26 protein-coding genes and 1 pseudogene are annotated in these 24,573 nt (G+C 52.8%); 13 read left to right on the forward strand and 14 right to left on the reverse strand.

Annotated features, from left to right (window positions below):
• Positions 1-10 precede the first annotated feature (10 nt).
• The 5 genes from GFB57_RS02905 to pgi form a co-directional block, all read right to left on the reverse strand.
• Positions 11-2,107 (reverse strand): YjbH domain-containing protein, encoded by a 2,097-nt coding sequence (locus tag GFB57_RS02905; RefSeq protein WP_003031671.1) that lies wholly within the window; start codon positions 2,105-2,107, stop codon positions 11-13.
• Complete coding sequence (locus tag GFB57_RS02910; protein ID WP_003031670.1) at positions 2,107-2,844, reverse strand: capsule biosynthesis GfcC family protein; 738 nt, start codon at positions 2,842-2,844, stop codon at positions 2,107-2,109. Before GFB57_RS02910 ends, GFB57_RS02905 begins: the two co-directional genes overlap by 1 nt.
• Positions 2,841-3,479 (reverse strand): YjbF family lipoprotein, encoded by a 639-nt coding sequence (locus GFB57_RS02915; protein ID WP_003031669.1) that lies wholly within the window; start codon positions 3,477-3,479, stop codon positions 2,841-2,843. Before GFB57_RS02915 ends, GFB57_RS02910 begins: the two co-directional genes overlap by 4 nt.
• 119 nt (positions 3,480-3,598) lie before the next feature.
• Positions 3,599-3,841 carry an exopolysaccharide production protein YjbE gene (gene yjbE / locus GFB57_RS02920; RefSeq protein ID WP_003826562.1) on the reverse strand — a complete coding sequence of 81 codons (243 nt, stop codon included), beginning with the start codon at positions 3,839-3,841 and terminating at the stop codon, positions 3,599-3,601.
• Between the two features lie 419 nt (positions 3,842-4,260).
• On the reverse strand, positions 4,261-5,910 hold the full coding sequence (pgi, locus tag GFB57_RS02925; RefSeq protein ID WP_003031668.1) for a glucose-6-phosphate isomerase: 1,650 nt from the start codon (positions 5,908-5,910) through the stop codon (positions 4,261-4,263).
• Positions 5,911-6,224: 314 nt separating this feature from the next.
• Between pgi and lysC the strand changes: the two genes are divergently transcribed.
• Entirely contained in the window at positions 6,225-7,574 is a 1,350-nt protein-coding gene (gene lysC, locus GFB57_RS02930) for a lysine-sensitive aspartokinase 3 (RefSeq protein ID WP_003031667.1), read from the forward strand.
• Between the two features lie 42 nt (positions 7,575-7,616).
• On the opposite strand, the gene GFB57_RS02935 is transcribed toward lysC, so the two are convergent.
• Both GFB57_RS02935 and GFB57_RS02940 read right to left on the reverse strand, forming a co-directional pair.
• Positions 7,617-8,402, reverse strand: a complete 786-nt coding sequence (locus GFB57_RS02935; RefSeq protein ID WP_003031665.1) for a nucleotidyltransferase domain-containing protein — start codon at positions 8,400-8,402, stop codon at positions 7,617-7,619.
• A gap of 5 nt (positions 8,403-8,407) precedes the next feature.
• Positions 8,408-9,535, reverse strand: coding sequence for a slipin family protein (locus tag GFB57_RS02940; RefSeq protein ID WP_008324295.1), 1,128 nt, complete (start codon positions 9,533-9,535; stop codon positions 8,408-8,410).
• A 448-nt stretch (positions 9,536-9,983) separates the two neighbouring features.
• Here GFB57_RS02940 and rtcR point away from each other — a divergent pair, with 448 nt between their 5' ends.
• Positions 9,984-11,570, forward strand: coding sequence for an RNA repair transcriptional activator RtcR (rtcR, locus tag GFB57_RS02945; protein ID WP_008324298.1), 1,587 nt, complete (start codon positions 9,984-9,986; stop codon positions 11,568-11,570).
• Positions 11,571-11,590: 20 nt separating this feature from the next.
• Here the strand turns inward: rtcR and GFB57_RS02950 are convergent, their stop codons facing one another.
• Positions 11,591-11,929, reverse strand: a complete 339-nt coding sequence (locus GFB57_RS02950; protein ID WP_003031661.1) for an XRE family transcriptional regulator — start codon at positions 11,927-11,929, stop codon at positions 11,591-11,593.
• Positions 11,926-12,278 (reverse strand): annotated as a pseudogene (locus tag GFB57_RS02955) (type II toxin-antitoxin system RelE/ParE family toxin). Before GFB57_RS02955 ends, GFB57_RS02950 begins: the two are co-directional and overlap by 4 nt.
• 191 nt (positions 12,279-12,469) lie before the next feature.
• Between GFB57_RS02955 and GFB57_RS02960 the strand changes: the two are divergent.
• Positions 12,470-12,742: a DUF3811 domain-containing protein gene (locus tag GFB57_RS02960; protein ID WP_003031655.1), complete on the forward strand. Its 273-nt coding sequence runs from the start codon at positions 12,470-12,472 to the stop codon at positions 12,740-12,742.
• Here GFB57_RS02960 and rluF read toward each other — a convergent pair.
• On the reverse strand, positions 12,739-13,620 hold the full coding sequence (gene rluF, locus GFB57_RS02965; protein ID WP_003031653.1) for a 23S rRNA pseudouridine(2604) synthase RluF: 882 nt from the start codon (positions 13,618-13,620) through the stop codon (positions 12,739-12,741). The genes GFB57_RS02960 and rluF overlap by 4 nt on opposite strands.
• A gap of 469 nt (positions 13,621-14,089) precedes the next feature.
• Between rluF and GFB57_RS02970 the strand changes: the two genes are divergently transcribed.
• From GFB57_RS02970 to GFB57_RS03005, 8 genes are all read left to right on the forward strand, one after another.
• The gene (locus GFB57_RS02970) at positions 14,090-15,043 is read left to right on the forward strand and encodes a sugar-binding transcriptional regulator (RefSeq protein WP_003031652.1); all 954 of its coding nucleotides are present in this window, start codon (positions 14,090-14,092) and stop codon (positions 15,041-15,043) included.
• Positions 15,044-15,113: 70 nt separating this feature from the next.
• On the forward strand, positions 15,114-15,920 hold the full coding sequence (locus GFB57_RS02975) for an SDR family oxidoreductase (protein ID WP_003031649.1): 807 nt from the start codon (positions 15,114-15,116) through the stop codon (positions 15,918-15,920).
• A 9-nt stretch (positions 15,921-15,929) separates the two neighbouring features.
• Positions 15,930-16,337 carry a mannose/fructose/sorbose PTS transporter subunit IIA gene (locus tag GFB57_RS02980; protein WP_003031647.1) on the forward strand — a complete coding sequence of 136 codons (408 nt, stop codon included), beginning with the start codon at positions 15,930-15,932 and terminating at the stop codon, positions 16,335-16,337.
• Positions 16,337-16,831, forward strand: coding sequence for a mannose/fructose/sorbose PTS transporter subunit IIB (locus tag GFB57_RS02985; protein WP_003031646.1), 495 nt, complete (start codon positions 16,337-16,339; stop codon positions 16,829-16,831). Before GFB57_RS02980 ends, GFB57_RS02985 begins: the two co-directional genes overlap by 1 nt.
• A 65-nt stretch (positions 16,832-16,896) precedes the next feature.
• Positions 16,897-17,694, forward strand: coding sequence for a PTS mannose/fructose/sorbose transporter subunit IIC (locus tag GFB57_RS02990; RefSeq protein WP_003031643.1), 798 nt, complete (start codon positions 16,897-16,899; stop codon positions 17,692-17,694).
• 11 nt (positions 17,695-17,705) lie between these two features.
• Positions 17,706-18,530, forward strand: coding sequence for a PTS system mannose/fructose/sorbose family transporter subunit IID (locus tag GFB57_RS02995; RefSeq protein WP_003031641.1), 825 nt, complete (start codon positions 17,706-17,708; stop codon positions 18,528-18,530).
• Between the two features lie 67 nt (positions 18,531-18,597).
• Positions 18,598-19,821: an L-sorbose 1-phosphate reductase gene (gene sorE / locus GFB57_RS03000; protein ID WP_003031639.1), complete on the forward strand. Its 1,224-nt coding sequence runs from the start codon at positions 18,598-18,600 to the stop codon at positions 19,819-19,821.
• Position 19,822: 1 nt separating this feature from the next.
• Positions 19,823-20,635, forward strand: coding sequence for a shikimate 5-dehydrogenase (locus GFB57_RS03005; RefSeq protein WP_003031633.1), 813 nt, complete (start codon positions 19,823-19,825; stop codon positions 20,633-20,635).
• Positions 20,636-20,680: 45 nt separating this feature from the next.
• Here the strand turns inward: GFB57_RS03005 and GFB57_RS03010 are convergent, their stop codons facing one another.
• A complete protein-coding gene (locus GFB57_RS03010; RefSeq protein WP_003031631.1) occupies positions 20,681-20,863 on the reverse strand; it encodes a hypothetical protein in 183 nt (60 codons plus the stop codon).
• Between the two features lie 57 nt (positions 20,864-20,920).
• Here GFB57_RS03010 and GFB57_RS03015 point away from each other — a divergent pair, with 57 nt between their 5' ends.
• Positions 20,921-21,199: an addiction module antidote protein gene (locus tag GFB57_RS03015; protein ID WP_008324306.1), complete on the forward strand. Its 279-nt coding sequence runs from the start codon at positions 20,921-20,923 to the stop codon at positions 21,197-21,199.
• Between the two features lie 9 nt (positions 21,200-21,208).
• Here the strand turns inward: GFB57_RS03015 and GFB57_RS03020 are convergent, their stop codons facing one another.
• Positions 21,209-21,526 carry a helix-turn-helix transcriptional regulator gene (locus GFB57_RS03020; RefSeq protein WP_003031625.1) on the reverse strand — a complete coding sequence of 106 codons (318 nt, stop codon included), beginning with the start codon at positions 21,524-21,526 and terminating at the stop codon, positions 21,209-21,211.
• Positions 21,516-21,875 (reverse strand): type II toxin-antitoxin system RelE/ParE family toxin, encoded by a 360-nt coding sequence (locus GFB57_RS03025; RefSeq protein WP_003031622.1) that lies wholly within the window; start codon positions 21,873-21,875, stop codon positions 21,516-21,518. Before GFB57_RS03025 ends, GFB57_RS03020 begins: the two co-directional genes overlap by 11 nt.
• 212 nt (positions 21,876-22,087) lie before the next feature.
• Between GFB57_RS03025 and pepE the strand changes: the two genes are divergently transcribed.
• Complete coding sequence (pepE, locus tag GFB57_RS03030) at positions 22,088-22,777, forward strand: dipeptidase PepE (protein ID WP_003031620.1); 690 nt, start codon at positions 22,088-22,090, stop codon at positions 22,775-22,777.
• A gap of 65 nt (positions 22,778-22,842) precedes the next feature.
• Here the strand turns inward: pepE and GFB57_RS03035 are convergent, their stop codons facing one another.
• On the reverse strand, positions 22,843-24,474 hold the full coding sequence (locus tag GFB57_RS03035) for a Na/Pi cotransporter family protein (protein WP_003031618.1): 1,632 nt from the start codon (positions 24,472-24,474) through the stop codon (positions 22,843-22,845).
• Positions 24,475-24,573: the final 99 nt, after the last annotated feature.

Below are 24,573 nucleotides of genomic sequence, written 5' to 3' on the forward strand. Positions count from 1 at the left end.
AACAGCTCGATTACCGAAAATTCACGCTGCGATCGCTGGTCATATCGTACAGACCAAACTTACGCCCAAGCTGCTGACCGCCATCACGCGTTAACGGCGTCCAGCCAATCGCCGCACGGCTGCGGGTTGGGCCTGACGAGAACAGATCCAGCGGCACGGAAACGTACACCCCTTTAGTAAAATCACCCTCGCCATACTCATCCGGCGAGGCGTTAGTGATAGTCGCATAACCACCCACCACGACACCGCTGTCGAAGCGTTTGGCGATCTCCAACGTTCCGCCCTTATCCCCGGCCAGATACTGACCCACGCTGGCTTTCACCAGCACATCCTGGGCGAAAGAAGGATTCCAGTACGCGGTCAAATGCCCGGTCTTCACGCTGTAGTCGGTGAATTTCATCATGTCCTGCGCGCTACGCCAGTCACGCTGTTTCACGTAGTTGGCATCAACACCAAACGCCCAGTTGCTGTCCAGCGGACGATACAGCACTTCTGCCCCCGCGCCGCCGTACATGGTCTCCAGATAGCCGCCGTACACCTGTCCGTAAAAGCCGTTGCCGAGTGACTGGAAGTAGTTGGCCTGCAGGTTATTCACGTAAACATCGTTTTGCACGTAGTCACGTACATGGGTACGCACACGCGGCAAATGCGAATCCTGCGGCGGGTTGGTGTAGTTAAACTTGTCATAGTTATTGGCGAGGTTGGCGAACAAACTCCCGGTGGTCAGCAGATGATCGGTCACCCACCAATCCGCCGTACCCATCACGCCCAACTGATACATATAGAAATTTTCCGGGCCACCCACCGACTGGTTTAGCACCGGATCGATATGGAAATCGAAGCGCGACTTATCGATATACCAGCCCTGCTCGGTCGTTTTCGGCACCACGGGCTCCACGCGTTTTTGCGCCAGTTGAGTCTCATGGCCCAAGGGCTCGCCTTCCAGATGGCGCTTGAGGCTGGAAACCTCTGTTTCGGTCGTCACCTGCGGCAAGTTAAGGCGATTTTCCGTAATACGGATCGTGCGGATCCCGTCAGGAAGATCGTTCATCACGATCCGGTTGGCACGCTCGATCCCCTCGCGCGAATCACGGTATTTCACCTGTTCGCCTGTTACATACAGCGTATCGCCCTGCACCTGGATTTTAGGATCCGCCAGCCCGGCATTGTATTTCAGCAGCGTTAGCTGATTCGCCACTACCGAATGTTGCAGGATCGCATCCTGCGGCTGCGGCTGATACTTCGGACGGGCGTTATCGTTATAGTTTGGTCGCAGATCGTTAAAGTTAGTCCGCAGCGTGACCCCAAACATAAAGGTGTTGCCGCGCTCATAGCTGAGGTTAACGTCGGCCCAATCGGTGACGCGATAAATAGCGCCGACGTTAAACTTGCTCTTCTGATCCAGCTTGCCCGCAAAATCCTGCTGGTAATTATTACCCTCATACTCCAGTTTCAGACGCAGCGGCTGCCAGGGTGTCTGATATTCCACGCCGCCAAACAGCGACGCCGGGCCGTGGAACATCTGGCTGCCGTCAATGGAACCCGCCTGCTTGTAACTGTTATCGCGATGACAGAATTTATCGCTGTATGAGCAAAACGGATTGCTGACGTTGCCGCTGGTCCCGAGGTATCCCCAGCCAAGACCGAGTGAAAAATCAAACGGTCCCCAGGCTTTGTTCGCCACAATATACTCCGCATCGAACAGGCCCGTTCCGCCAATATCTCGCGCGCCAACTGCCACCTGCGGCATCCAGTAGCTCTCTTCCCACAGACGTAGTTTGAGATCAAAAGCTTTATCCTTGTAAGTCTGATCGCCAGAAAACGACTCCACGCTGCTGTATTTTTTAGTGCGAACATCGGTATAGCGCAGCGTGGTTTCCAGCCACGGGAAGAGCTGCACCGACGCAGAGTAATAGCGGTACTGATCGTTATCGCGGTAGTTAAGGCTCATTTCGCCCTCACGCGCCATGCGTGCGGTTGGGGTTTGCAGCAGCCCCACGCCGCCAAAATCGGACTGGGAAGGACCAATCGGTGCAGGATACGTTTCACCGTGACAGGCCGCACTAATACCCAGCGCCAACAGGCTGAGCAGATAAGTTTTTCTCATTATTCGGGTATCCGCTGGGTCAGGGTGCGAAGAATGTCGGCATTGATTTCATCCGGGGTGCTGCTCCAGACAGAGTCCGACAGCCCGACAAAAATGATGCTGCCGGGCATCGGCTCAATGTGACGTTTGTTCCAGTAGGCGACCGGTACTTTTTGTGTGCGTCCGTCGGGATAGACAACCCAGGCGTAGCTACGATCCGCGCCGCTGAGCCGATGCTGCCCATCGAGATAGCTGGCAACATCACGTCCGGGTATAAACAGCTGTTTACCCGTGTGGCTTAGCAAACCCAACAGCGTGATATCCGTGGGCTGCGGTCCGACCCACAGTGTGTAATTACCCTGCAACGGCGGGTTGCCTGGCTCACTGGTACGCACTACATCCGGGTCGAGATTAATCGTCTGTCTACCGGCCACCTTCAGCGCCTGAATTTGCTGGCGTAATGCGTTGATAGCGCCAGCATCCTCACCGCTTGCTTCAGCGCTCAACGTCGCCAGACGAGCCAGTAATGCCTGCTGCTGACGTTGTGCCTCAGTTGTTGCCCGCTCTTCGCTGATAACCGCGCCTGGCCACCAGCTATTGCTCAACCGCGGCTGTCCAACCAGGTCGAGCAGATGTTCAGCCCCGGTCAGCGTTTTTGCTTCTGTGCTACCTGTCGTAATCACTTTTACGCTGCCCGCAGCAAAAACAGATGCCGCGCACAGGCTGAATGTCAGCGCGGTAATCATTCGTTTCATCATGGTTTCGCCGCCTTGATCAGCGTGGTTTTCACCGGGAAGAAACCTGCGCCAAGATACTGTTCCGACTGGCGAATCATGCCCTCACTGTCTACCCAGTAGCGGTTATGCCAGCGCGTTTGATCGGTGGTGACCTCTTCATCAAGGATCCGTACCGGCGTGTTATCGCTGCCGACTTTGATGGTGTCTGCGCCATCCCATGTGAAAACCGAGCGCGCGGTGGCATAGCGTACCTGCTGATGTTCAGTCCAGCCCATCGTGCGGGTCCACGTTGTGCCGTCGACTATCTGATTTGGTTTGATGAGCGGGTCTGTCGCCAGATTATTCACCTCGATTAGGTTGTCCTCGCCAAGGTGCGTTTTCACAATGCGCCCATGCTGCGTGACGAGAATAGCCCGATCCTGAGTCACCCATTTCTGCTGTCCGTTTTCTGCAAACGCGAGTACCACAAACAGTTGGGGACCGCCGTTGAGCTGCATGTACTGGCTGGCGTAAGGCATGTTTTGAATTTCATCGTCCGTCATCTGTACGCCGGGAGTACCAAACACGCTATCCCACAGCGAATGACCCAGCCCTTCGGTAGTGGCTGAGCACGCCTGCAGTAGCAGGCAAACCATTATGATCGCTGGTCGCTTCACGACGTTTCTCCGCATTATTGCCGGGTGGCGCGACGCTTACCCGGCCTACAAATCCCACAGACTTTTGGCAATTCCAAAATAACCACACCGAAGTGTGGTTAGAATTAAACGTACCTTTATTACTGGGTACTGGTGGTTGTGGTGGTTGTGGTTCCGGTATTAGAACCATCGCCGCCGCCGGTCGCCGCCAGGGCAACCCCCACCGCAGAACTTACGGTGCTCACGCTGGTTGCGGAGGAACTTCCTGCCGAAACCGACGCAGCAGCCGACCCTGCAGCCTCACCCACCTGAACGGGGGCGGCATAGACAGAGGTCGCCGCAAGCGCAGATATAGCCCAAAGGCCATACAGAACTTTTTTCATCACAAATTCCCTTCATTGTATGAATGGAGATTTACCCAAAAGAATTTCGGGCGAGATCGAGTATACACAAGCGAAGTTTGTAAATTAGGTCGAGAGGGAATTTAGGACAATTAGATAATGAGAGAAAATATGATTAACAATAAATAATAAAAATAAATGAATTCAAAGAGTTAAAATATAATAATAAAAACACAATACCCGGTAAATCTGAAAATATCAGAAACAGGATAACGTTGAATAAATTATTTTAGGATTAAGCTCAATTAAAGGGTGAAGTAAAAACATAGATATCCTGGAGTAATCTTATAAAAAAGCCGATATTATTATCGGCTTTTTTATTTCATTAATGCCGGATGGCGGCGAAACGCCTTATCCGGCCTACAGGATATGTGTCTGTAGGCCGGATAAGCGCAGCGCCATCAGGCGCGCCAGGCTTTGTAACGGTTAATCAACCCATTAGTAGAAACATCATGGGAAGAAACAGTTTTATCATCGTTCAGCTCTGGCAGAATGCGGTTCGCCAGCTGTTTGCCCAGCTCAACGCCCCACTGGTCAAAGGTGAAGATGTTCAGGATCGCGCCCTGAGTGAAGATTTTGTGTTCGTACAGCGCAATCAGCGCACCCAGGCTGAACGGCGTGATTTCGCGCAGCAGAATGGAGTTCGTTGGACGGTTACCTTCGAACACTTTGAACGGCACAACGTGCTCAAGCGTAGCCGGATCTTTACCCTGGTCGCGATATTCCTGCTCAACCACTTCACGAGATTTACCAAAAGCCAGCGCTTCGGTTTGCGCGAAGAAGTTAGACAGCAGTTTCGGATGGTGATCCGACAGCGGATTGTGGGTGATTGCCGGCGCGATGAAATCGCACGGCACCATTTTGGTACCCTGGTGGATCAGCTGGTAGAACGCATGCTGGCCGTTAGTACCCGGCTCACCCCAGATGATTGGGCCAGTCTGGTAATCCACCGCATTGCCGTTACGGTCAACGTATTTACCGTTGGATTCCATGTTGCCCTGCTGGAAGTAGGCCGCGAAACGGTGCATATACTGGTCATACGGCAGAATCGCTTCGGTTTCGGCACCGAAGAAGTTGTTGTACCAGATACCGATCAGCGCCAGCAGCACCGGCAGGTTTTTCTCAGCCGGGGTGGTGGAGAAGTGTTTGTCCATCGCATGTGCGCCGGAGAGCAGCTCAACAAAATTGTCGAAGCCTACGGACAGGATGATGGACAGACCGATTGCAGACCACAGGGAGTAACGACCGCCAACCCAGTCCCAGAACTCGAACATATTGGCAGTATCAATACCAAACTCGCCAACCGCTTTACCGTTAGTGGAAAGCGCTGCGAAGTGTTTGGCTACGTGCTTGTTGTCGCCAGCGGTCGCCAGGAACCAGTCGCGCGCGCTGTGGGCATTGGTCATGGTTTCCTGGGTGGTGAAGGTTTTGGAAGCGACCAGGAACAGCGTGGTTTCCGGGTTCACTTTTTTCAGCACTTCGGCGATGTGCGTACCATCGACGTTCGACACAAAGTGCATGTTCAGGTGATTTTTATACGGACGCAGCGCTTCGGTCACCATGAACGGGCCAAGGTCAGAACCGCCGATACCGATGTTTACTACATCAGTGATGGCTTTGCCGGTATAGCCTTTCCAGCTTCCGGAGATGATCGCTTCAGAGAAAGATTTCATCTTCTCCAGTACCGCATTCACTTCCGGCATCACATCTTTGCCGTCAACGATGATCGGCGTATTGCTACGGTTACGCAGCGCCACGTGCAGCACGGCACGGTCTTCAGTACGGTTGATTTTCTCACCGGAGAACATGGACTTGATGGCACCCGCCAAATCGGTTTCTTTCGCCAGATCCTGCAGTTTAGCCAGCGTCTCTTCAGTGATGCGGTTTTTGGAGAAATCCACCAGCATCAGATCGTCAAACGTCGCGGAAAACTTAGTGAAACGATCGCTATCTTTCGCGAAAAGATCCGCGATAGTAACGTCTTTCATTTCTTCAAAGTGTTTTTGTAGTGCCTGCCAGGCTGAGGTCTGCGTTGGATTGATGTTTTTCATTAGCAATACTCTTCTGATTTTGAGAATTGTGACTGAGATCGATTGTAACGCCAGTCACAGAAAAGTGTGATTGTTTTAATGCCATTGCCAGGGCATCCGCCAAACGTGGCTAAAAAGTATAGCGGTTATCAGCGTTGTTATTAGTACCGTTACTCAACGCAGTTGCAGCATGAAAAATCCGCATAATCCCAGCGTTGACAGTGCAAGCTACACATTTTATTTATAAATACGGTATTTGCATTTGCGCCTGCACCGGTTTTCGTTCTGCCTTATGTGCCATGGTCGCTCTATTCATTCCCTGACACGAGGTAGTTATGACTGATGTAGTTGTCTCCAAGTTTGGTGGTACCAGCGTGGCGGATTTTGATGCCATGAATCGCAGCGCTGATGTAGTGCTTTCTGATGCTAACGTCCGTGTGGTGGTACTTTCCGCTTCTGCGGGAATCACCAACCTGCTGGTCGCACTGGCTGAAGGGCTGGAGCCAACCGCGCGCTTCGAAAAACTCGATGCCATTCGTCAAATTCAGTTCAATATTCTGGAACGCCTGCGTTATCCAAACGTGATCCGTGAAGAGATCGAACGTCTGCTGGAAAACATCACCACGCTGGCAGAAGCGGCGTCACTGGCGACCTCAACCGCGCTGACCGACGAACTGGTCAGCCACGGTGAACTGATGTCTACTCTGCTGTTCGTCGAGATCCTGCGTGAACGCAACGTGCAAGCGCAGTGGTTTGACGTGCGTAAAGTGATGCGCACCAACGATCGTTTTGGTCGTGCAGAACCCGACGTCACGGCGCTGGCTGAACTGGCAACGCTCCAGTTGGCCCCGCGTCTGAGCGAAGGTCTGGTGATTACTCAGGGCTTTATCGGCAGTGAAGGCAAGGGCCGCACCACCACGCTGGGACGCGGCGGCAGCGATTATACCGCCGCCTTACTGGCAGAAGCCCTACACGCAACGCGCGTTGATATCTGGACCGACGTTCCCGGCATTTACACGACCGATCCGCGCGTGGTTCCGGCTGCGCAGCGTATTGATGAAATTGCCTTTGAAGAGGCCGCGGAAATGGCGACCTTTGGCGCGAAAGTTCTGCACCCGGCAACCCTGTTGCCAGCCGTACGTAGCGATATTCCGGTATTTGTGGGCTCCAGTAAGGATCCAAAAGCAGGCGGTACGCTGGTATGTAATAAAACCGCGAATCCACCGCTGTTCCGGGCGCTGGCATTACGCCGTAAGCAGACGCTGCTGACACTGCATAGCCTGAATATGCTGCACTCTCGCGGCTTTTTGGCGGAAGTGTTCGGCATCCTGGCACGCCACAATATCTCGGTCGATTTAATTACCACATCCGAAGTCAGCGTGGCGCTGACGCTGGATACCACTGGTTCAACGTCCACCGGCGATACACTGTTAACACAGTCTCTGCTGATGGAACTGTCTGCCCTGTGTCGGGTTGAAGTGGAAGAAGGCCTGGCGCTGGTGGCGTTGATTGGCAATGACCTGTCCAAAGCCTGTGGCGTGGGTAAAGAGGTGTTCGGCGTACTGGAGCCATTCAACATTCGAATGATTTGCTACGGCGCGTCCAGCCATAACCTGTGCTTCCTGGTACCCGGTACTGAAGCCGAGCAGGTTGTACAGAAGCTACACCATAACTTGTTTGAATAAGTAGACGTCAACGCCCGATGGTTCTTAGGCCATCGGGCATTTTCACCGCATCACCGTTTCATATAACAATCTGTCCAGCTCCCTGACATCGCCTTCCCGGCAATCCGGTAACGCCGGTGGAATCTCTCCTCTTTCCAGCTCGGCGCGGATAAACGCATGCAACAGTGGACGACGCGGGCCGTACTCCGCTTCACCCGCACACTGCTTGCGCTCCAACAGCTCATCAATTTCATGACGCAATGGCGCATCCAGTTCACTTCCCGCCAGCAGGTCGGCAAAACGCATCGGCGGTACGCCCTTGCCCGCTTCCACCCAACGCACCGCCAACAGGGGTCGCAGAACGTAGAAGTACTTCTTCAATCGCACGTCGTCACCCTGCAAATAACCACGGAAGTTTTTCCGCGCCATAGAGTAGTAGTGCCAGCGGGCACGTAGCGGAGAAAACCATTTGGGCACCAGCGCTTTCAGCGCCGAAACGGTCACGTCATCCTGCTGATAGACCACCGGCGAATCCAGCCACTCGATAAGCGTCGGGTTTGCGCCTTTGAGTAACCCCAGCGCCTTGCGCCATTCCCAGCCGCACACGTCCAGCTCATCATCTATCGGCAGCTCAATAACATCGCGTGGCGCTTCGATCCGCAGATACCATTCAGGGGGATGAACATAGAGAAATCGCACGTCGTAGTCGCTGTCCGGCGAGGCAAATCCCCAGCCACGGCTGCCGGATTCACAGGCATACAGCACCCTGACGCCATAGCGCTGCTCAACCTCTTTTAGCTGGCGCAATACCCTTTCACGCATTGCGCCGTCCACTGTGTTGTAACTCATTATTCTTATCCTTTTATGTTCACAAGGCCGTGCAGCACCTGATCCAGGCCCCCGAACACCGAGATTTTATCGATACGCTCAGCAACTCTTTCGAGGGTTTCCAGTTCTTTTAAGCGCAGCGCTACCGGGTTGTTTTCCATCACTTTTGCCGTATTTAACAGCGATCGCGTGGCGGCAGTCTCTTCACGACGTCGGATCACGTTGGCCTGGGCGGATTTTTCCGCTTCAACCAGTTGCGACAAAATAGCCTTCATATCGCCGGGCAGGACAATATCCTTCACCCCCAGTGAAGCCACTTCGATACCAAACGGCGTCATACGGGCTTTCACCTGCGCGCTCACTACTTCATCGATCACCTGCTTATCTTCCAGTAATTCGTCCAGTGTGCGCGTTCCCACCGCTTCACGCAGCGCAAACTGCAATTCACGGTAAAGGTGATCCAGCGGTTTAGTCAGTTGACCAAATGCCAGCAGCACATCGCGATAACGCCAGTTCGCCGCCAGGTTCAAACGCAGGTTGACCTTATCTTTGGTCAGGATCTCCTGACCGCCAACCTCCAGCACCTGCAAACGGGTATCCACCACTTCCGCTTCAATCAGATGGTTTACCTTCCAGTATGCTGTTAATCCCGGCAGCAACAGGGCCTGAGTTTCACCATCAATTTTCAGTACACCGACGTGCCACGCCGGGACCTGCACCGTTAAGATAGCTTCGCGACCTTTCACCGCACCGCTGCGACGTGGCTGTAACACCGCGTTCATCACGTCAACAGGAACCAAAACCTGACGAGTATCCATCCGTACCAGCTTCAGTGCTTCATCAGCCTGCCAGTACAGACGGCGCGATGCCGGTGGCAGGATCTCCTGCAAAACGCCGTTCACATACAGCGCCGCGGCTTCGGTATCCGTTGTATCCGCGACCAGGCAGAAACGCGCCACCCACTCGGGCTGAAAGCGGCGTAAATACTCCGCTAATGCCTGCGGTACTTCGCCGCCATCCCTGTTGACGATCAGCACTTCCGGGGTGTTAAACCACGGTAAACGATGCTGACCCGCTTCCAACACCTGATAGTAATCACCCTCGCGGGATAAAAGACCTAACTGCGCTTTTTGAATAGTGATTTTCTTAGCCATTGTATATTCCTTAATATCGTTCAGGCGCGGGTGCAGGGGCGAAGCGACAGGGGAATTCCCTTTTGCCTGTCACACGGCATCATTACCGGCAGCCTGTTCTGGAGCGTGCTAACTGCACATCACTCCGCTTTATTTCTATGATTAACAACCAGTTTTCATTCGGGGATGAAATTGGGAATCGAACCCACTGTGTGTCATCAGCTGACGGAACACTCCCGGAAAACAGCCTGTGCCGTTCCTGACGTGCCGGCGGGGTTTAACCCCCTGCGCTTTCAGCGTGATTGACGCAAGTGTTATTGCCAGAAGCGTGCCAGGAATTAAAAAAGGCATATTTAATTGTTAATTAATTGATTTTTATAATTTTAATTATTGATGCCAATAATGGCGGTTGTCTCGACGGGTTAATTTTTTTATCTTTTATTCTCTTATTTATCTTTTTGGATAAACCATGAAAAAACGGCGGGTAGTGATTGGCGTACTGGGAACGGTGCTCGATAAGCGCGGCAAGCGGGCCAATCGGTTTAAGAAGTGGCGACCCACGGTTGGGCTATGCCAACAACCCGATTTCCCTGTCGACAGGCTGGAACTCCTCCACCAGCCACGCGATGAGAGCATGGCGCAACGGTTGATTGAAGACGTCGCGCTGCTTTCGCCGCACACCCAGGTTCGCCCGCATGCCGTCACCATTAACGATCCGTGGGACTTTGAAGAGGTCTACGCCGCGTTTCTCGACTTTGCCACGCATTATGAATTTGATACGGAAAACGAAGAGTATCTGGTGCACATCACCACCGGGACTCACGTGGCACAAATCTGCTGGTTTTTGCTGACGGAAGCCCGCTACCTGCCCGCCAGCCTGCTGCAAACCGGCCCGGCGCCACGCGGTTCATCAGATGAGGCCGTCGCCGCTGGCGTCTGCTCGGTTATCGATCTCGATTTAAGCCGCTACGCCACGCTCACCAGTCGTTTTCAGCGCGAACAGCAGCAGTCGGTCTCTTTTCTGAAAGCCGGGATTGATACGCGCAACGCCACCTTCAATAAACTGATCGATCGCATTGAGCGGGTCGCTCTGCGTTCGACCGACCCGATCCTGCTCACCGGCCCTACCGGCGCGGGCAAATCCTTCCTCGCGAAACGCATTTTCCAGCTACGCCAGTCGCGGCATCTGGTAGCGGGAAAACTGGTGGCGGTTAACTGCGCGACCCTGCGCGGCGACAATGCGATGTCCACGCTGTTCGGTCACGTGAAGGGAGCCTTTACCGGTGCGCTCACGGCGCGTAGCGGATTACTGCGAGAGGCCGATGGCGGCGTGCTGTTTCTCGATGAGATCGCCGAATTAGGGCTGGATGAGCAGGCCATGCTGCTAAAAGCGATTGAAGAAAAAACCTTTTTCCCGTTTGGATCGGACAAAGAGGTACACAGCGATTTTCAGCTGATTGCCGGCACCCATCGCGACATGCGGCAATGGGTCGCTGAAGGCCGTTTTCGCGAAGATCTCCATGCGCGTATCAATATGTGGAGCTTCGCCCTGCCCGGTCTGGCGCAGCGGCGGGAAGATATCGCGCCGAACGTCGAGTATGAGCTACACCGTTTTTCCAGCAGTAAACAGATGCAGATCCGTTTCGACAAAGAGGCACGCGCTTCCTATCTGGCATTTGCCTGTTCCTCACAGGCGCAGTGGCGTGGCAATTTTCGCGAGCTAAGTTCATCCATCGCGCGCATGGCGACGCTTGCCGAACAAGGTCGCATCACCTTATCCCTTGTCGAAGAAGAGATTGAGCTGCTAAAGGAGAGTTGGCAGATAGCCACTCCACAGCCTGAACTGAATATGGACATTGACCTGTTCGATCGCCGCCAGTTAGAAACGGTACTGGAAGTGTGCCGCCGCTGCGCGTCGCTGTCGGAAGCCGGACGCGAACTGTTTGCCGTCTCACGGCAGAAAAAAGCCAATCCTAACGATGCAGACCGCCTGCGAAAATATCTCGCCCGCTTCGGGCTGAGCTGGGAAAGCGCTCGCAGCGATCAGATACAATGAAACAATATCTAGATCTAATATTACCCAATCTGAACTGTTACTGGTTTTCCTAATTTCACCAGCATCATGACCAGCGCATCAAGGGTAAATTTGTTGGTTTTCTGATTAACAACATCTGAAACACGGGGCCGGGAAATATTCAGTTTCACAGCAGCTTCCGCTTGTTTCAGATGGTTTTCATGAATCCATCCGGAAATTTCTTGCATCAACTGCTGCTTCAGGAGAATGAGTTGTTCTACCTCACATTCAGCATCATGCTTTAGGCTCTTCGCTTCCACTTCTGCAAATCCCAGTTCGGCAAAAATATTGACATCCGGAGAGGTTACATGGCGAACCTTATTATCAACGGTATTGTTCATTTCTGATTCCTGTCTTCTTGCAAAGCCGTTCGATATCTAACTTTAGCAATGTGGTTATCGTGCTCAGAAGTACGTTTTGTCTTTTTATTGAAGCAATGCAATACATAGACCGCGTTAGCATAGCGAGCAATGTAGATGATTCGGTATGCGCCAGATTCATACCTGAGCCTTACCTCCTCAACACCGCGACCTATCTCTGGCATCGGCTTCCAGTCAGCAGCTTCTAATCCCGCCTGTAAACGATGTGAAAACCAGCGGTTTTACGTATATCTTCAGGAAAGCTTCGTAAATCATCAAATGAACTGCCAATCCAGACAATGGGCTTTAAGGCTCGCCTTATTGAAAGCATAACACATCCTTGTATAAAATTTTATACAAACAATAAAATGTGTAACCCACACGTTTTCCTGTCATTACGCTAAATCAGAATAGAAATTCCGTCACTTCAACAAGCTATATTTTGCGAGGCTCTTTCAGGATTAGTTTTATTCTGCACGAATTACCGTACACTGAGGATATCGGCTAACAGAGGGCACCCGTATGGCACTCCCCCGCATTACCCAAAAAGAGATGACCGAGCGCGAACAGCGTGAACTGAAAACGCTGCTTGACCGCGCGCGCATTGCACATGGTCGCCTGCTGACCAACGCTGAAACAAACAGCATCAAGAAAGAGTACATCGATAAACTGATGGCCTTGCGCGAAGCAGAAGCTAAAAAAGCCCGCCAATTGAAGAAAAAGCAGGCTTATAAACCGGATTCAGAGGCGTCATTTTCCTGGTCGGCGAATACACCAACGCGCGGCAGACGTTAACGTCCTTTCTTCTTACGCCCCGGTGAGATAAAACGCTTGCCGTTTGCCGCCGGGCGCGATTTCTCTTTCTCCGCCGATTTTTCAATTTTCACTACCGGGCGCTTGATGCCTGCTGTGGCGGCTTTTGGCTTCGCTTTCGCCTTCGGTTTCGCTTCTGAAGAAGAATTCTCAATCAGCTTGAACAAATCGATCAGTTCGTCATCCGTCAGGTCGCGCCATTCGCCCAACGGCAGACCGGACAAACTCACGTTCATGATGCGCGTGCGCTCAAGCTTCGTCACTTCATAACCAAAGTGCTCACACATACGACGGATCTGGCGGTTGAGCCCCTGAATCAGCGTGATGCGAAACACAAACGGCGCTTCTTTCTTCACCTTACATTTCTTGGTGACGGTGCCGAGGATTGGCACACCGGCTCCCATCCCACGAATAAAGTCGTCAGTAACCGGCTTATCGACCGTCACCAGATACTCTTTTTCGTGATCGTTACCGGCGCGCAGGATTTTATTCACCAGGTCGCCGTGGTTGGTCAGAAAGATCAGTCCCTGGGAATCTTTATCCAGACGGCCAATGGGGAACACGCGCTTGCTGTGGTTAACGAAATCAACAATGTTGTCGCGTTCGCTGTCTTCGGTGGTGCTGACAATCCCTACCGGCTTGTTCAGCGCGATAAAAACCAGATCTTCCGCTTCACGCGGCTCAATCAACCGACCATTCACTTTTACGACGTCGCCAGGCATCACCTGATCGCCGATGGTGGCGCGTTTACCATTCAGGAAGACATTCCCTTGTTCGATAAAGCGATCCGCCTCGCGACGCGAGCAGATTCCGCTTTCACTGATGTATTTATTTAATCGGATGGATGAGTCGGGCAGCATAATTTCTCCTGTATACACTTCATCCTTCAAGCCGTCTCTGCGTTGGCTGCCCTCACTCACCCTGGTCACATAGTTATCTATGCTCCCAGGAATTCGTTCCCTTGCCGCCTTGATACAACTTGAATGCTTTTGTGTATTAAAAGCGAAATATACCCTACCTTGCGGACGATAAAAAATAATCGTGTTCGACTGCCCACGCGCTATTTGTGATCCGTCACACCTTTTGACACAAAAGTGTCAGCGATCCATCCCTGCAATTTTGTTGGGTGAAAACAAGCAGAATCAATACATTAGAGAGACAAGCACATCTGTGCCGACAGCACGCCATCACCACATCAAATGTGCAACACAATCGATCATTACAGGGCACTGAAATAAGTGAAAATAGCTTTGAGATGGAGAACAGTTGGGGTTATATCAGATCAAGAAGACAATTTCGTGATTTGCACAAATGTGCAGGAGTCCAAAAATGGCGACGGAAAACAGCGATGATATCCGCCTAATCGTAAAGATAGCGCAGCTGTATTACGAACAGGATATGACACAAGCGCAAATCGCCCGCGAGCTGGGTATTTACCGCACCACGATCAGCCGTTTGCTAAAACGTGGACGCGAGCAGGGTATCGTCACCATCGCCATTAATTACGACTACAACGAAAATCTGTGGCTGGAACAGCAGCTAAAACAGAAATTTGGCTTGAAAGAAGCGGTGGTGGTTTCCTGCGACAGTGAACAGGAAGACGAACAACTCACAATGATGGGTGTGCACGGCGCACAGTTGCTGGAACGCTTACTGGAACCTGGGGACATTATCGGGTTCTCATGGGGCCGCGCGGTGCGGGGACTGGTGGAAGGGTTATCCCCTGCCAGCCAGTCGCGCCAGCTGATCTGCGTGCCGATTATCGGCGGACCGTCCGGCAAGCTTGAAAGCCGCTACCACGTCAATACGTTGACCTACGGCGCTGCGGCAAAGCTTAAAGGGGAATCACACCTGGCAGATTTCCCGGCACTGCTGGAAAACCCGCTGATCCGTAACGGGATCATGCAGTCACGACATTTTAAATCGATTTCCGCTTATTGGGATAATCTGGACATCGCGCTGGTCGGGATTGGATCTCCGGCAATACGTGATGGCGCCAACTGGCACGCTTTTTACGGCAGTGAAGAGAGTGATGACCTGCATGCTCGCCAGGTCGCCGGAGACATTTGCTCGCGCTTTTACGATATCAACGGTGTAACCGTAGAAACCAATATGAGTGAAAAGACGCTCTCCATCGAAACCAATAAATTAAAACAGACGCGTTACTCCATTGGCATTGCAATGGGTGAAGAAAAATACAGTGGGATATTAGGCGCATTACGTGGGAATTATATTAACTGTTTAGTCACCAACAGCCATACCGCTGAATTATTGTTGAAGTAAATAAATTCTAATTGGTCCTGCCATAATTAATTTTATGTGGGATCCCCTTATCTGAAATCGGGAGTTAATTATGCAAACGTGGTTAAACTTGCAGGGCAAAGTCATTATTGTTACCGGTGGTGCATCCGGTATTGGGCTGGCGATTGTTGAAGAGTTATTAGCGCAGGGCGCTAATGTGCAAATGGCGGATATTCACGGTGGTGACGGTAAATATGAAGGCCATAATGGATATCATTTCTGGCCGACAGATATTTCCAGCGCCAAAGAAGTTAATCATACCGTTACCGAAATTATCCACCGCTATGGGCGTATCGATGGTTTGGTGAATAACGCAGGCGTTAATTTTCCACGGCTGCTGGTCGATGAAAAAGCCCCCGCCGGGCAATATGAACTCAACGAAGCCGCTTTTGAAAAAATGGTGAATATCAACCAGAAAGGTGTGTTCTTAATGTCGCAAGCAGCGGCACGCCAAATGGTAAAACAGCGTAACGGCGTGATTGTGAATGTCTCTTCAGAAAGCGGGCTGGAAGGTTCAGAGGGCCAAAGTTGCTATGCCGCCACCAAAGCCGCATTGAATAGCTTTACCCGTTCCTGGTCGAAAGAGTTGGGCAAACACGGCATTCGTGTGGTGGGCATTGCACCTGGCATTCTGGAAAAAACCGGACTGCGTACCCCCGAATATGAAGAAGCGCTGGCCTGGACTCGCAACATCACCGTCGAACAGCTGCGCGAGGGCTACACCAAGAACGCGATCCCAATTGGTCGCTCAGGGCGCTTAAGCGAAGTCGCTGATTTTGTTTGTTATCTTTTGTCTGAGCGCGCCAGTTACATAACCGGAGTAACCACTAACATTGCTGGCGGAAAAACGCGCGGCTAAGGAGGTTTTATGGTCAATGCAATCTTCTGTGCTCACGGCAAACTGGCCTGCGCCATGCTGGAATCGGTACAGATGGTCTACGGTGATGCCAACGTTGAAGCCGTGGCATTTGTCCCCGGAGAGAACGCCAGCGACATCGTGGAAAAGCTGAAAAAGTTAGTAAGTATTCACACTGGCGATGAATGGCTGATTGCCGTCGATTTGCAGTGTGGCAGTCCCTGGAATGCTGCCGCGACGCTGGCAATGCACAATCCGGCGATACGGGTCATTAGCGGGTTATCACTGCCGTTGGCGCTGGAGCTGGTAGACAACCAAAGCAGCATGAATGTGGATGAACTGTGCGAACACCTGACGACCATTGCTCAACAAACCTGTGTCGTCTGGAAACATCTGGAAACGGCCGAAGAGGATTTCTGATGAACATTACCCTTGCTCGTATTGATGACCGCCTGATCCACGGTCAGGTCACCACCGTCTGGTCGAAGGTGGCAAATGCCCAACGGATTATTATCTGTAATGACGACGTTTATAACGATGAAGTACGTCGTACATTATTACGTCAGGCCGCCCCGCCGGGAATGAAAGTGAACGTTGTTAATATCGAAAAGGCGGTCGCAGTTTACCATAATCCGCAATACCAGAACGAAACCGTTTTTTATCTATTTACCCGCCCGCAGGATGCATTAGCAATGGTAAAACAAGGGGTAAAAATTACCACATTAAATATTGGCGGCATGGCCTGGCGACCAGGTAAAAAACAATTAACCAAAGCCGTTTCTTTAGATAACGACGATATTCATGCGTTTCGTGAGTTAGATAAACTGGGTGTCACGCTGGATTTACGCGTCGTCGCATCCGATCCATCTATTAATATTCTCGAAAAAATAGAAGAACAATCGTTCGCTGAATAAATAAAAATGCCTGTGTACTTATGCTTTAACAGGCAGGGATGATCACATTCACAAGGTGACATATTATGGAAATAAGTACCCTACAAATTATCGCCATATTCCTATTTTCCTGTATTGCCGGAATGGGTAGCGTGCTGGATGAGTTCCAGACCCACCGTCCGCTAATTGCTTGTACCGTTATCGGCCTGATCCTCGGTGATTTAAAAACCGGGATTATGCTCGGCGGCACGCTGGAGTTAATCGCTCTTGGCTGGATGAACGTCGGCGCAGCGCAGTCTCCCGATTCGGCGCTCGCCAGTATTATCTCTGCCATTCTGGTTATCGTCGGTCAGCAAAGCATTGCTACCGGTATCGCCATCGCCCTGCCGGTGGCGGCGGCAGGTCAGGTACTGACGGTATTCGCCCGTACCATCACCGTGGTGTTCCAGCACGCGGCGGATAAAGCCGCCGAAGACGCCCGCTTTCGTACCATCGACTTGCTGCACGTTTCCGCTCTCGGTGTACAGGCGCTGCGCGTTGCCATTCCTGCATTAATCGTCTCGCTGTTTGTCAGCGCCGATATGGTCAGCAATATGCTCAATGCCATTCCGGAATTCGTCACCCGCGGATTGCAGATTGCCGGTGGCTTTATCGTGGTGGTCGGCTACGCCATGGTGCTGCGCATGATGGGGGTGAAGTACCTGATGCCCTTCTTCTTCCTCGGGTTTATCGCTGGGGGTTATCTCGATTTGAGCCTGCTGGCTTTCGGTGGGGTTGGCGTGATTATCGCGCTGGTCTACATCCAGTTGAACCCACAGTGGCGTAAAGCCGAACCGCAGGCGCAACCCGCCTCTTCTCAAGCTATCGATCAGCTTGATGACTAATGGAGCCAGCCATGGAACAGAAAAAACTGACCAAATCCGACCTGTTTAGCATGTTCGTTCGCTCCAACCTGCAACAGGCGTCATTCAACTTTGAACGCATTCATGGGTTGGGCTTTTGCTACGACATGATCCCTGCCATCAAGCGCCTGTATCCGCTGAAAGAAGACCAGGTTGCAGCACTCAAACGGCACCTGGTGTTCTTCAATACCACACCTGCCGTTTGCGGCCCGGTGATTGGCGTGACCGCCGCGATGGAAGAAGCTCGCGCCAACGGTGCGGAAATTGACGACGGTGCCATCAACGGTATCAAAGTTGGGCTGATGGGTCCGCTGGCCGGCGTCGGCGATCCGCTGGTATGGGGAACGCTGCGCCCGATTACCGCCGCGCTCGGCGCATCGCTGGCGCTGTCCGGCAACATTCTCGGCCCACTATTGTTCTTCTTTATTTTCAATGCAGTACGTCTGGCAATGAAGTGGTACGGCTTACAGCTTGGCTTTCGTAAAGGGGTCAACATCGTCAGCGACATGGGCGGCAACCTGCTACAGAAACTGACCGAAGGCGCATCGATTCTCGGCCTGTTTGTGATGGGAGTATTGGTCACCAAATGGACCAGCATCAACGTGCCGCTGGTGGTATCGCAAACGCCTGGCGCAGACGGCACCACCGTCACCATGACCGTGCAGAACATTCTCGACCAACTCTGCCCCGGCCTGCTGGCGTTGGGTCTGACGCTGCTGATGGTGCGTCTGCTCAACAAGAAAATTAATCCGGTATGGCTAATATTCGCCCTGTTTGCGCTGGGAATTATCGGTAACGCACTGGGCTTCCTGTCCTGATTTTTCGCTCCGGCAATGCCGGGGCAACTTCAACAAATAGTCCTCGAAAGAGGAAGAGGTGGTAACAATGCAAACAACAACAGCTTTACGTCTTTATGGTAAACGTGATCTGCGCCTGGAAACTTTCGACCTTCCTGAAATGCGGGATGACGAAATTCTGGCCTCAGTCGTAACCGACAGCCTGTGCCTTTCTTCCTGGAAAGAGGCTAACCAGGGCGAGAACCACAAAAAGGTGCCGGACGATGTGGCCACCAACCCGATCATCATCGGTCATGAGTTTTGCGGCGACATTATTGCCGTAGGCAAAAAATGGCAGCATAAGTTTCAGCCCGGCCAGCGCTATGTCATTCAGGCTAACCTGCAACTGCCGGATCGCCCGGACTGTCCCGGCTACTCCTTCCCGTGGGTGGGCGGTGAAGCCACGCACGTCATCATTCCTGATGAAGTCATGGAGCAGGACTGCCTGTTGGCCTACGAAGGTGAAACCTATTTTGAAGGTTCGCTGGTTGAGCCGCTATCCTGCGTGATTGGCGCATTCAACGCCAACTATCACCTGCAGGAAGGCTCTTATAACCATAAGATGGGCATTCGTCCGCAGGGACATACACTGATACTCGGCGGCACCGGTCCGATGGGACTACTGGCGATCGACTATGCACTGCATGGCCCGGTTAACCCGGCGCTGCTGGTGGTAACCGACACCAATAACGACAAGTTGAGCTACGCCCGCAAGCACTATCCATCAGAACCACAAACGTTGATCCATTATCTCCACGCCCAGGATGCGAGTTATGACACCTTGATGGCGCTGAGCGGCGGGCACGGGTTTGATGACATCTTTGTGTTTGTGCCCAACGAACAGCTGGTTACGCTGGCCTCTTCCCTGCTGGCTGCCGATGGTTGCATGAACTTCTTTGCTGGTCCGCAGGATAAGCAGTTTAGCGCGCCGATTAACTTCTACGACGTACACTACGCCTTCACCCATTATGTTGGGACGTCTGGCGGCAATACCGACGACATGCGCGCGGCGGTAAAACTGATCGAAGAGAAGAAAGTTCAGGCGGCAAAAGTGGTGACGCACATTCTGGGGTTAAATGCGGCAGGTGAAACAACGCTGGAACTGCCAAAAATCGGCGGCGGGAAAAAACTGGTTTACACCGGCAAAGCCTTACCATTAACCGCGCTCACTCAGATTGATGATCCAGCCTTGCGCGATATCCTGGAGCGTCATCAGGGGGTCTGGTCGCAGGAAGCCGAACAGTACATATTGTCTCACGCCGAGGAAATTTAACATGATTAACCGCGACACCCAGTTGTGCATGTCGCTTGCCGGTCGCCCCGGCAACTTTGGCACTCGCTTTCACAACTATCTGTATGAAAAATTAGGGTTAAATTTTATCTACAAAGCCTTTACCACGCAGGATATTGAGGCCGCAGTGAAAGGCATTCGCGCGCTGGGTATCCGCGGTTGCGCGGTATCAATGCCGTTTAAAGAGAGCTGCATGCCGTTTCTGGATACCATCGATCCTTCCGCAAGCGTCATTGATTCCGTCAACACCATCGTCAATGACAACGGTACGCTGACAGGATTTAACACCGACTATATTGCGGTAAAAAGCCTGATTGCCAGCCACCAGCTCGATAGCAGCGCTCGCGTCATGATTCGCGGCAGCGGCGGCATGGGCAAAGCTGTGATTGCCGCCTTTCGCGATGCGGGGTTTACGGATGTAATCATTGCCGCACGTAATCGAGAGAGCGGCACTACGCTGGCAAAACAGTACGGTTTCCAGTGGCAGCCGCAGCCGGATGGAATTGCCTGCGATATTCTGGTCAACGTGACGCCCGTCGGCATGGCGGGCGGGAAAGAGTGTGATGAACTGGCCTACAGCGAAGCGATGGTTGCGACCGCCAGCATAGTGTTTGACGTGGTCGCTCTGCCGCCGGAAACGCCGGTGATTAAGCTGGCACAGCAGTTGGGTAAAAAGACCATCAGCGGCGCAGAGGTGATTGCCTTACAGGCCGTAGAGCAATTCGCCATGTACACCGACGTGCGCCCGGATGACGCGCTGATTGCCGAAGCAGCAGAATTTGCGCGGGCGGGGTAAAGGAGCAGGAACAGAGCGCCGGGGATGGGCGCTCTTTTTTAAGTTCTACGCAACAGCAAACAGCGTCTGATCGGCTTTCGCTTCCAACCGCGCCAGTGCGGGAATCAACTGGCTGATGTTTACCAGACTGTGTCCTAACTGGCATACGCTCTCATGGGAAAAATGTCCCTGACTTTCACCTGACATAGTCAGCAGGCTTTCGCCCATAAAATTCAGCGTCTGGTACAACCCTGCCAGCACCTCTTCACAGCCAAACGATAGCGCCAGATTTTCTTCGGTGGTGAGATGGCGACAATCAAGATGGCGAAACGCCTCGGCGAGTGGAGAATAAAACAGATCGGCTTGCGGTATGAGAGAAGAAGACGCAAAACAGGCGATGCAACGTACATTGCAAAAGCGTTGGGCGTGGTGGCACGCGCTAAAGGAATGGCGAACATCGCGGCAGAAACGGGATTATCCCGCGAACAACTCTACCGCTCGTTTAGTGAGAAAGGAAACCCGACGCTGAAAACCACGCTGGCAGTGATGAAGGCGCTCGGTATTGGATTGACAGTTAAGGTTTGAAATTGGATATCAGCCAAATTTCACTTTCAGCTTTCCTGACATATTGCCCTCTTTCCCAACAACAATCTCTACATCACGACCCAGTCTCACCAGGCATTCGAGCATCTTTACTTCACTGATACCACGAAACTGACCACGTAGCAGGTTGGAAAGTTTAGGCTGCGTCATTCCCAGTAGCTGCGCGGACTGCTGCTGCGTTAACCCTTTGCGTTGCAAAATCTCACCAATCACCATTGCCAGTTGCGCTTTCAACTGCATCTGTTCTGCGTCATACACGCCTAAATCGGCGTAAACATTTCCGCTACTGGCTTCAACTTCATGTGACATATCCACTCTCCTGCGCATGGCGCTGTGCAGCCTTGAGCCGCTGATAAATCAGGTCAATTTCAGGTTTGGGCGTTGCCTTCCAGGCAACGGACTTCTTCTGAAAAACATGGAGAACATAAACCGCATTTTTCAACTGGATGGTGTAAACCGCCCGCCAGGTGTTGCCGTGATAATCCTCAACGACTTCCAGAACCCCCGCGCCACCAAATCCTTTTAATGGTTTAGTCTGTGAATGCTGTTTACCCTGCTGCGCAAGCCAAAGAGCAAACCCAAACGTATCCCGAACATGTTCTGGCATTCCCTGTAGATCTTTCCAGGCATGCCCAACCCAGTAAAGTGGTTTCGTCATCCTCCCCCTTAATTATATCCATTTAGGTATAAAATGCCATTGCCCACCAGAAGAATAAATCAACAATCTCCCTTTCAGCCGAAATAAAACGCCAGTCTGCGAGGCGCTTTCCAGAACCTCACTTCCAACATCGTGAGCCATATCAGTAAGGCGTCAGGCTGATAGTGGTAGCATTAGCGCGGTTTGTAATTTTCTGATTACATGGAGAAATGATGGAACTGCTTTTATTGAGTAACTCGACGCTGCCGGGCAAAGGCTGGATGGAACATGCGCTGCCGCTGATCGCAGAGCAACTGAATGGTCGCCGTACGGCAGTGTTTATTCCGTTCGCCGGCGTGACGCAAACCTGGGATGAGTACACGGCGAAAACGGCAGCCATCTTTGCGCCAATGGGCGTTAACGTTACCGGTATTCATACCGTTGCCGATCCAATTGCAGCCATTGAAAACGCCGAGCTGGTGATTGTCGGCGGCGGGAATACCTTCCAGTTGCTGAAAGAGAGTCGTGAGCGCGGGTTGCTGGCGCCGATCGTGGATGTCGTCAAACGCGGTGCGCTGTACATCGGCTGGAGCGCGGGTTCCAACCTTGCCTGCCAGACCATCCGCACCACCAACGACATGCCGATTGTCGATCCCAAAGGCTTTGATGCGCTGGGTCTGTTCCCGCTGCAGATTAACCCACATTTCACCAACGCGCTGCCGGAAGGCCACAAAGGCGAAACGCGTGAACAGCGTATCCGCGAACTGCTGGTTGTGGCACCGGAGCTGACGGTGATTGGCTTGCCGGAAGGTAACTGGATCAAGGTGAGTAACGGTAAGTCCGTGCTCGGCGGCCCGAACACCACGTATATCTTTAAAGCGGGTGAAAAGGCGGTTGCTGTTGAAGCAGGCCACTGCTTTTAGTTGATTTGTTGTCTGATGCCGGATGGCGGCATAAATGCCTTATCCGGCCTACCGCTTCACCTCACTCAATAATCATCCCGCTCATCGTCTTCATCCGGTTGTTCCAGCACGCTGTAGGCCACGGAGCAAAACAGCGAGTTCAGACGCTGCATATCGCCCAACAGCGCCAGGTGCAGGGAACTGGTCTCGATGCTTTGCACGTTCTGCTGATGCAGTCGGTCAACGTGCGCATGCGAATAACGACGGTTGAGAATACGGAAACGGTGCTTGCTGCGGCGTAGACGACGGGCACTGGTCACATCGCCCGAGAAGAACACCGACATCGCCAGCTGCAGATTGCTGAGCAGCTGATCGTAAAGTGCATCCAGCTCTTTCAGCCCTTCTACCGAGAATGCCCGACGGGCGGCCAGCGACTTATCGGCAATCTCGCTGCCCATACGTTCAACGATATCGGAAGCCTGTTCGAGGTTGAGCGACATTTCGATAATCTCCGCCCAACGGCGTGATTCCTCTTCCGCCAGTTCATCCTTTGGCATCCGCGCCAGATAGAGCTTAATCGCCGTGTACAGCACGTTGATGTCATCCGCCATCCTGCGCAACTCTTTCTCTTCGCGCGGCTCGCCGTGCATCACCTTCTTCAACCCGTCCATCATCTGCTCCATTGCGTCGCCAATACGCAGCGCTTCACGAGCGGCATTAGCCAGAGCGAGCGTCGGCGTATCCAGCGCACTGACGTCCAGATGTTTGGGCTTCAGATGTGCATCCAGCTCCGGCTCATCGCGGATGATGCGCTTACAAAAACGCGCCATCGGTTCGGCGAACGGCACCATCGCCACGCAGCGCACCAGGTTGTAGAAGACGTGGAAGTAGATAACCAGTTCAGATTTCGGCAGTGGCAGTTCATCCATCAGATTGGCCAGCGGATGAACAAACGGCAGGATAATCAGGCTGCCCACCAGCTTAAACAGCAGGCTGCCGAGCGCCACACGACGGGCAGCAGCATTCGCAGCACTGTTGTTGAGCATCGCCAACAGACCAGAGCCGAGGTTGGCGCCAATCACCAGACACAACGCTACCGGGAACGAGATAATGCCCGCCGCGGTCAGCGTTGCCGTCAGCAGTACCGCCGCCAGGCTGGAGTAACTGATAATCGCAAACATGGCGCCAATCAGCGCATCCAGCATGATATCGCCGGTAAGTGAGGCGAAAATAACCTGTACGCCATTAGCCTGAGTGATCGGCGTTACTGCCTGCACAATCAGCTCCAGCGCCAGTAAAATCAGCCCCAGTCCAATACCGACCCGCCCCAGTTGCCCCACGCGGGACTGCTTACGGCCGAGAAAGAAGATCACGCCGATAAAAATCAGCAGTGGCGACAGCCAGGAGAGATCGAAGGTCAGGATACGCGCCATCAGCGCGGTCCCCACATCGGCACCGAGCACAATCACCAGCGCAGGAGTCAGCGCCACGAGATCTTGTGCAACAAACGAGGTCACCAGCATGGTGGTGGCGTTGCTGCTTTGCACCAGCGCAGTCACGCCGATACCCGCACAAAAGGCGAGCGGCTTCTTTTCAACACTACGGCTGAGCACGGTACGCAAGCGGGCGCCGAAGACGCGCATCACGCCGGTACGCACAATATGCGTACCCCAAACCAGCATCGCGACGGCAGAAAGCAGGTGTAACAGAGTTAACACGGAATCAAGTACTCCTTATCGTTATATGTTCCTGGGCTCGGCGCAGATAGCGTGCCTGATGGCGCTGCGCTTATCAGGCCTACAGAATGTCCCTTGTAG

Source organism: Citrobacter sp. S39, assembly GCF_009495675.1.
GTDB classification, from domain to species: Bacteria; Pseudomonadota; Gammaproteobacteria; order Enterobacterales; family Enterobacteriaceae; genus Citrobacter; species Citrobacter freundii.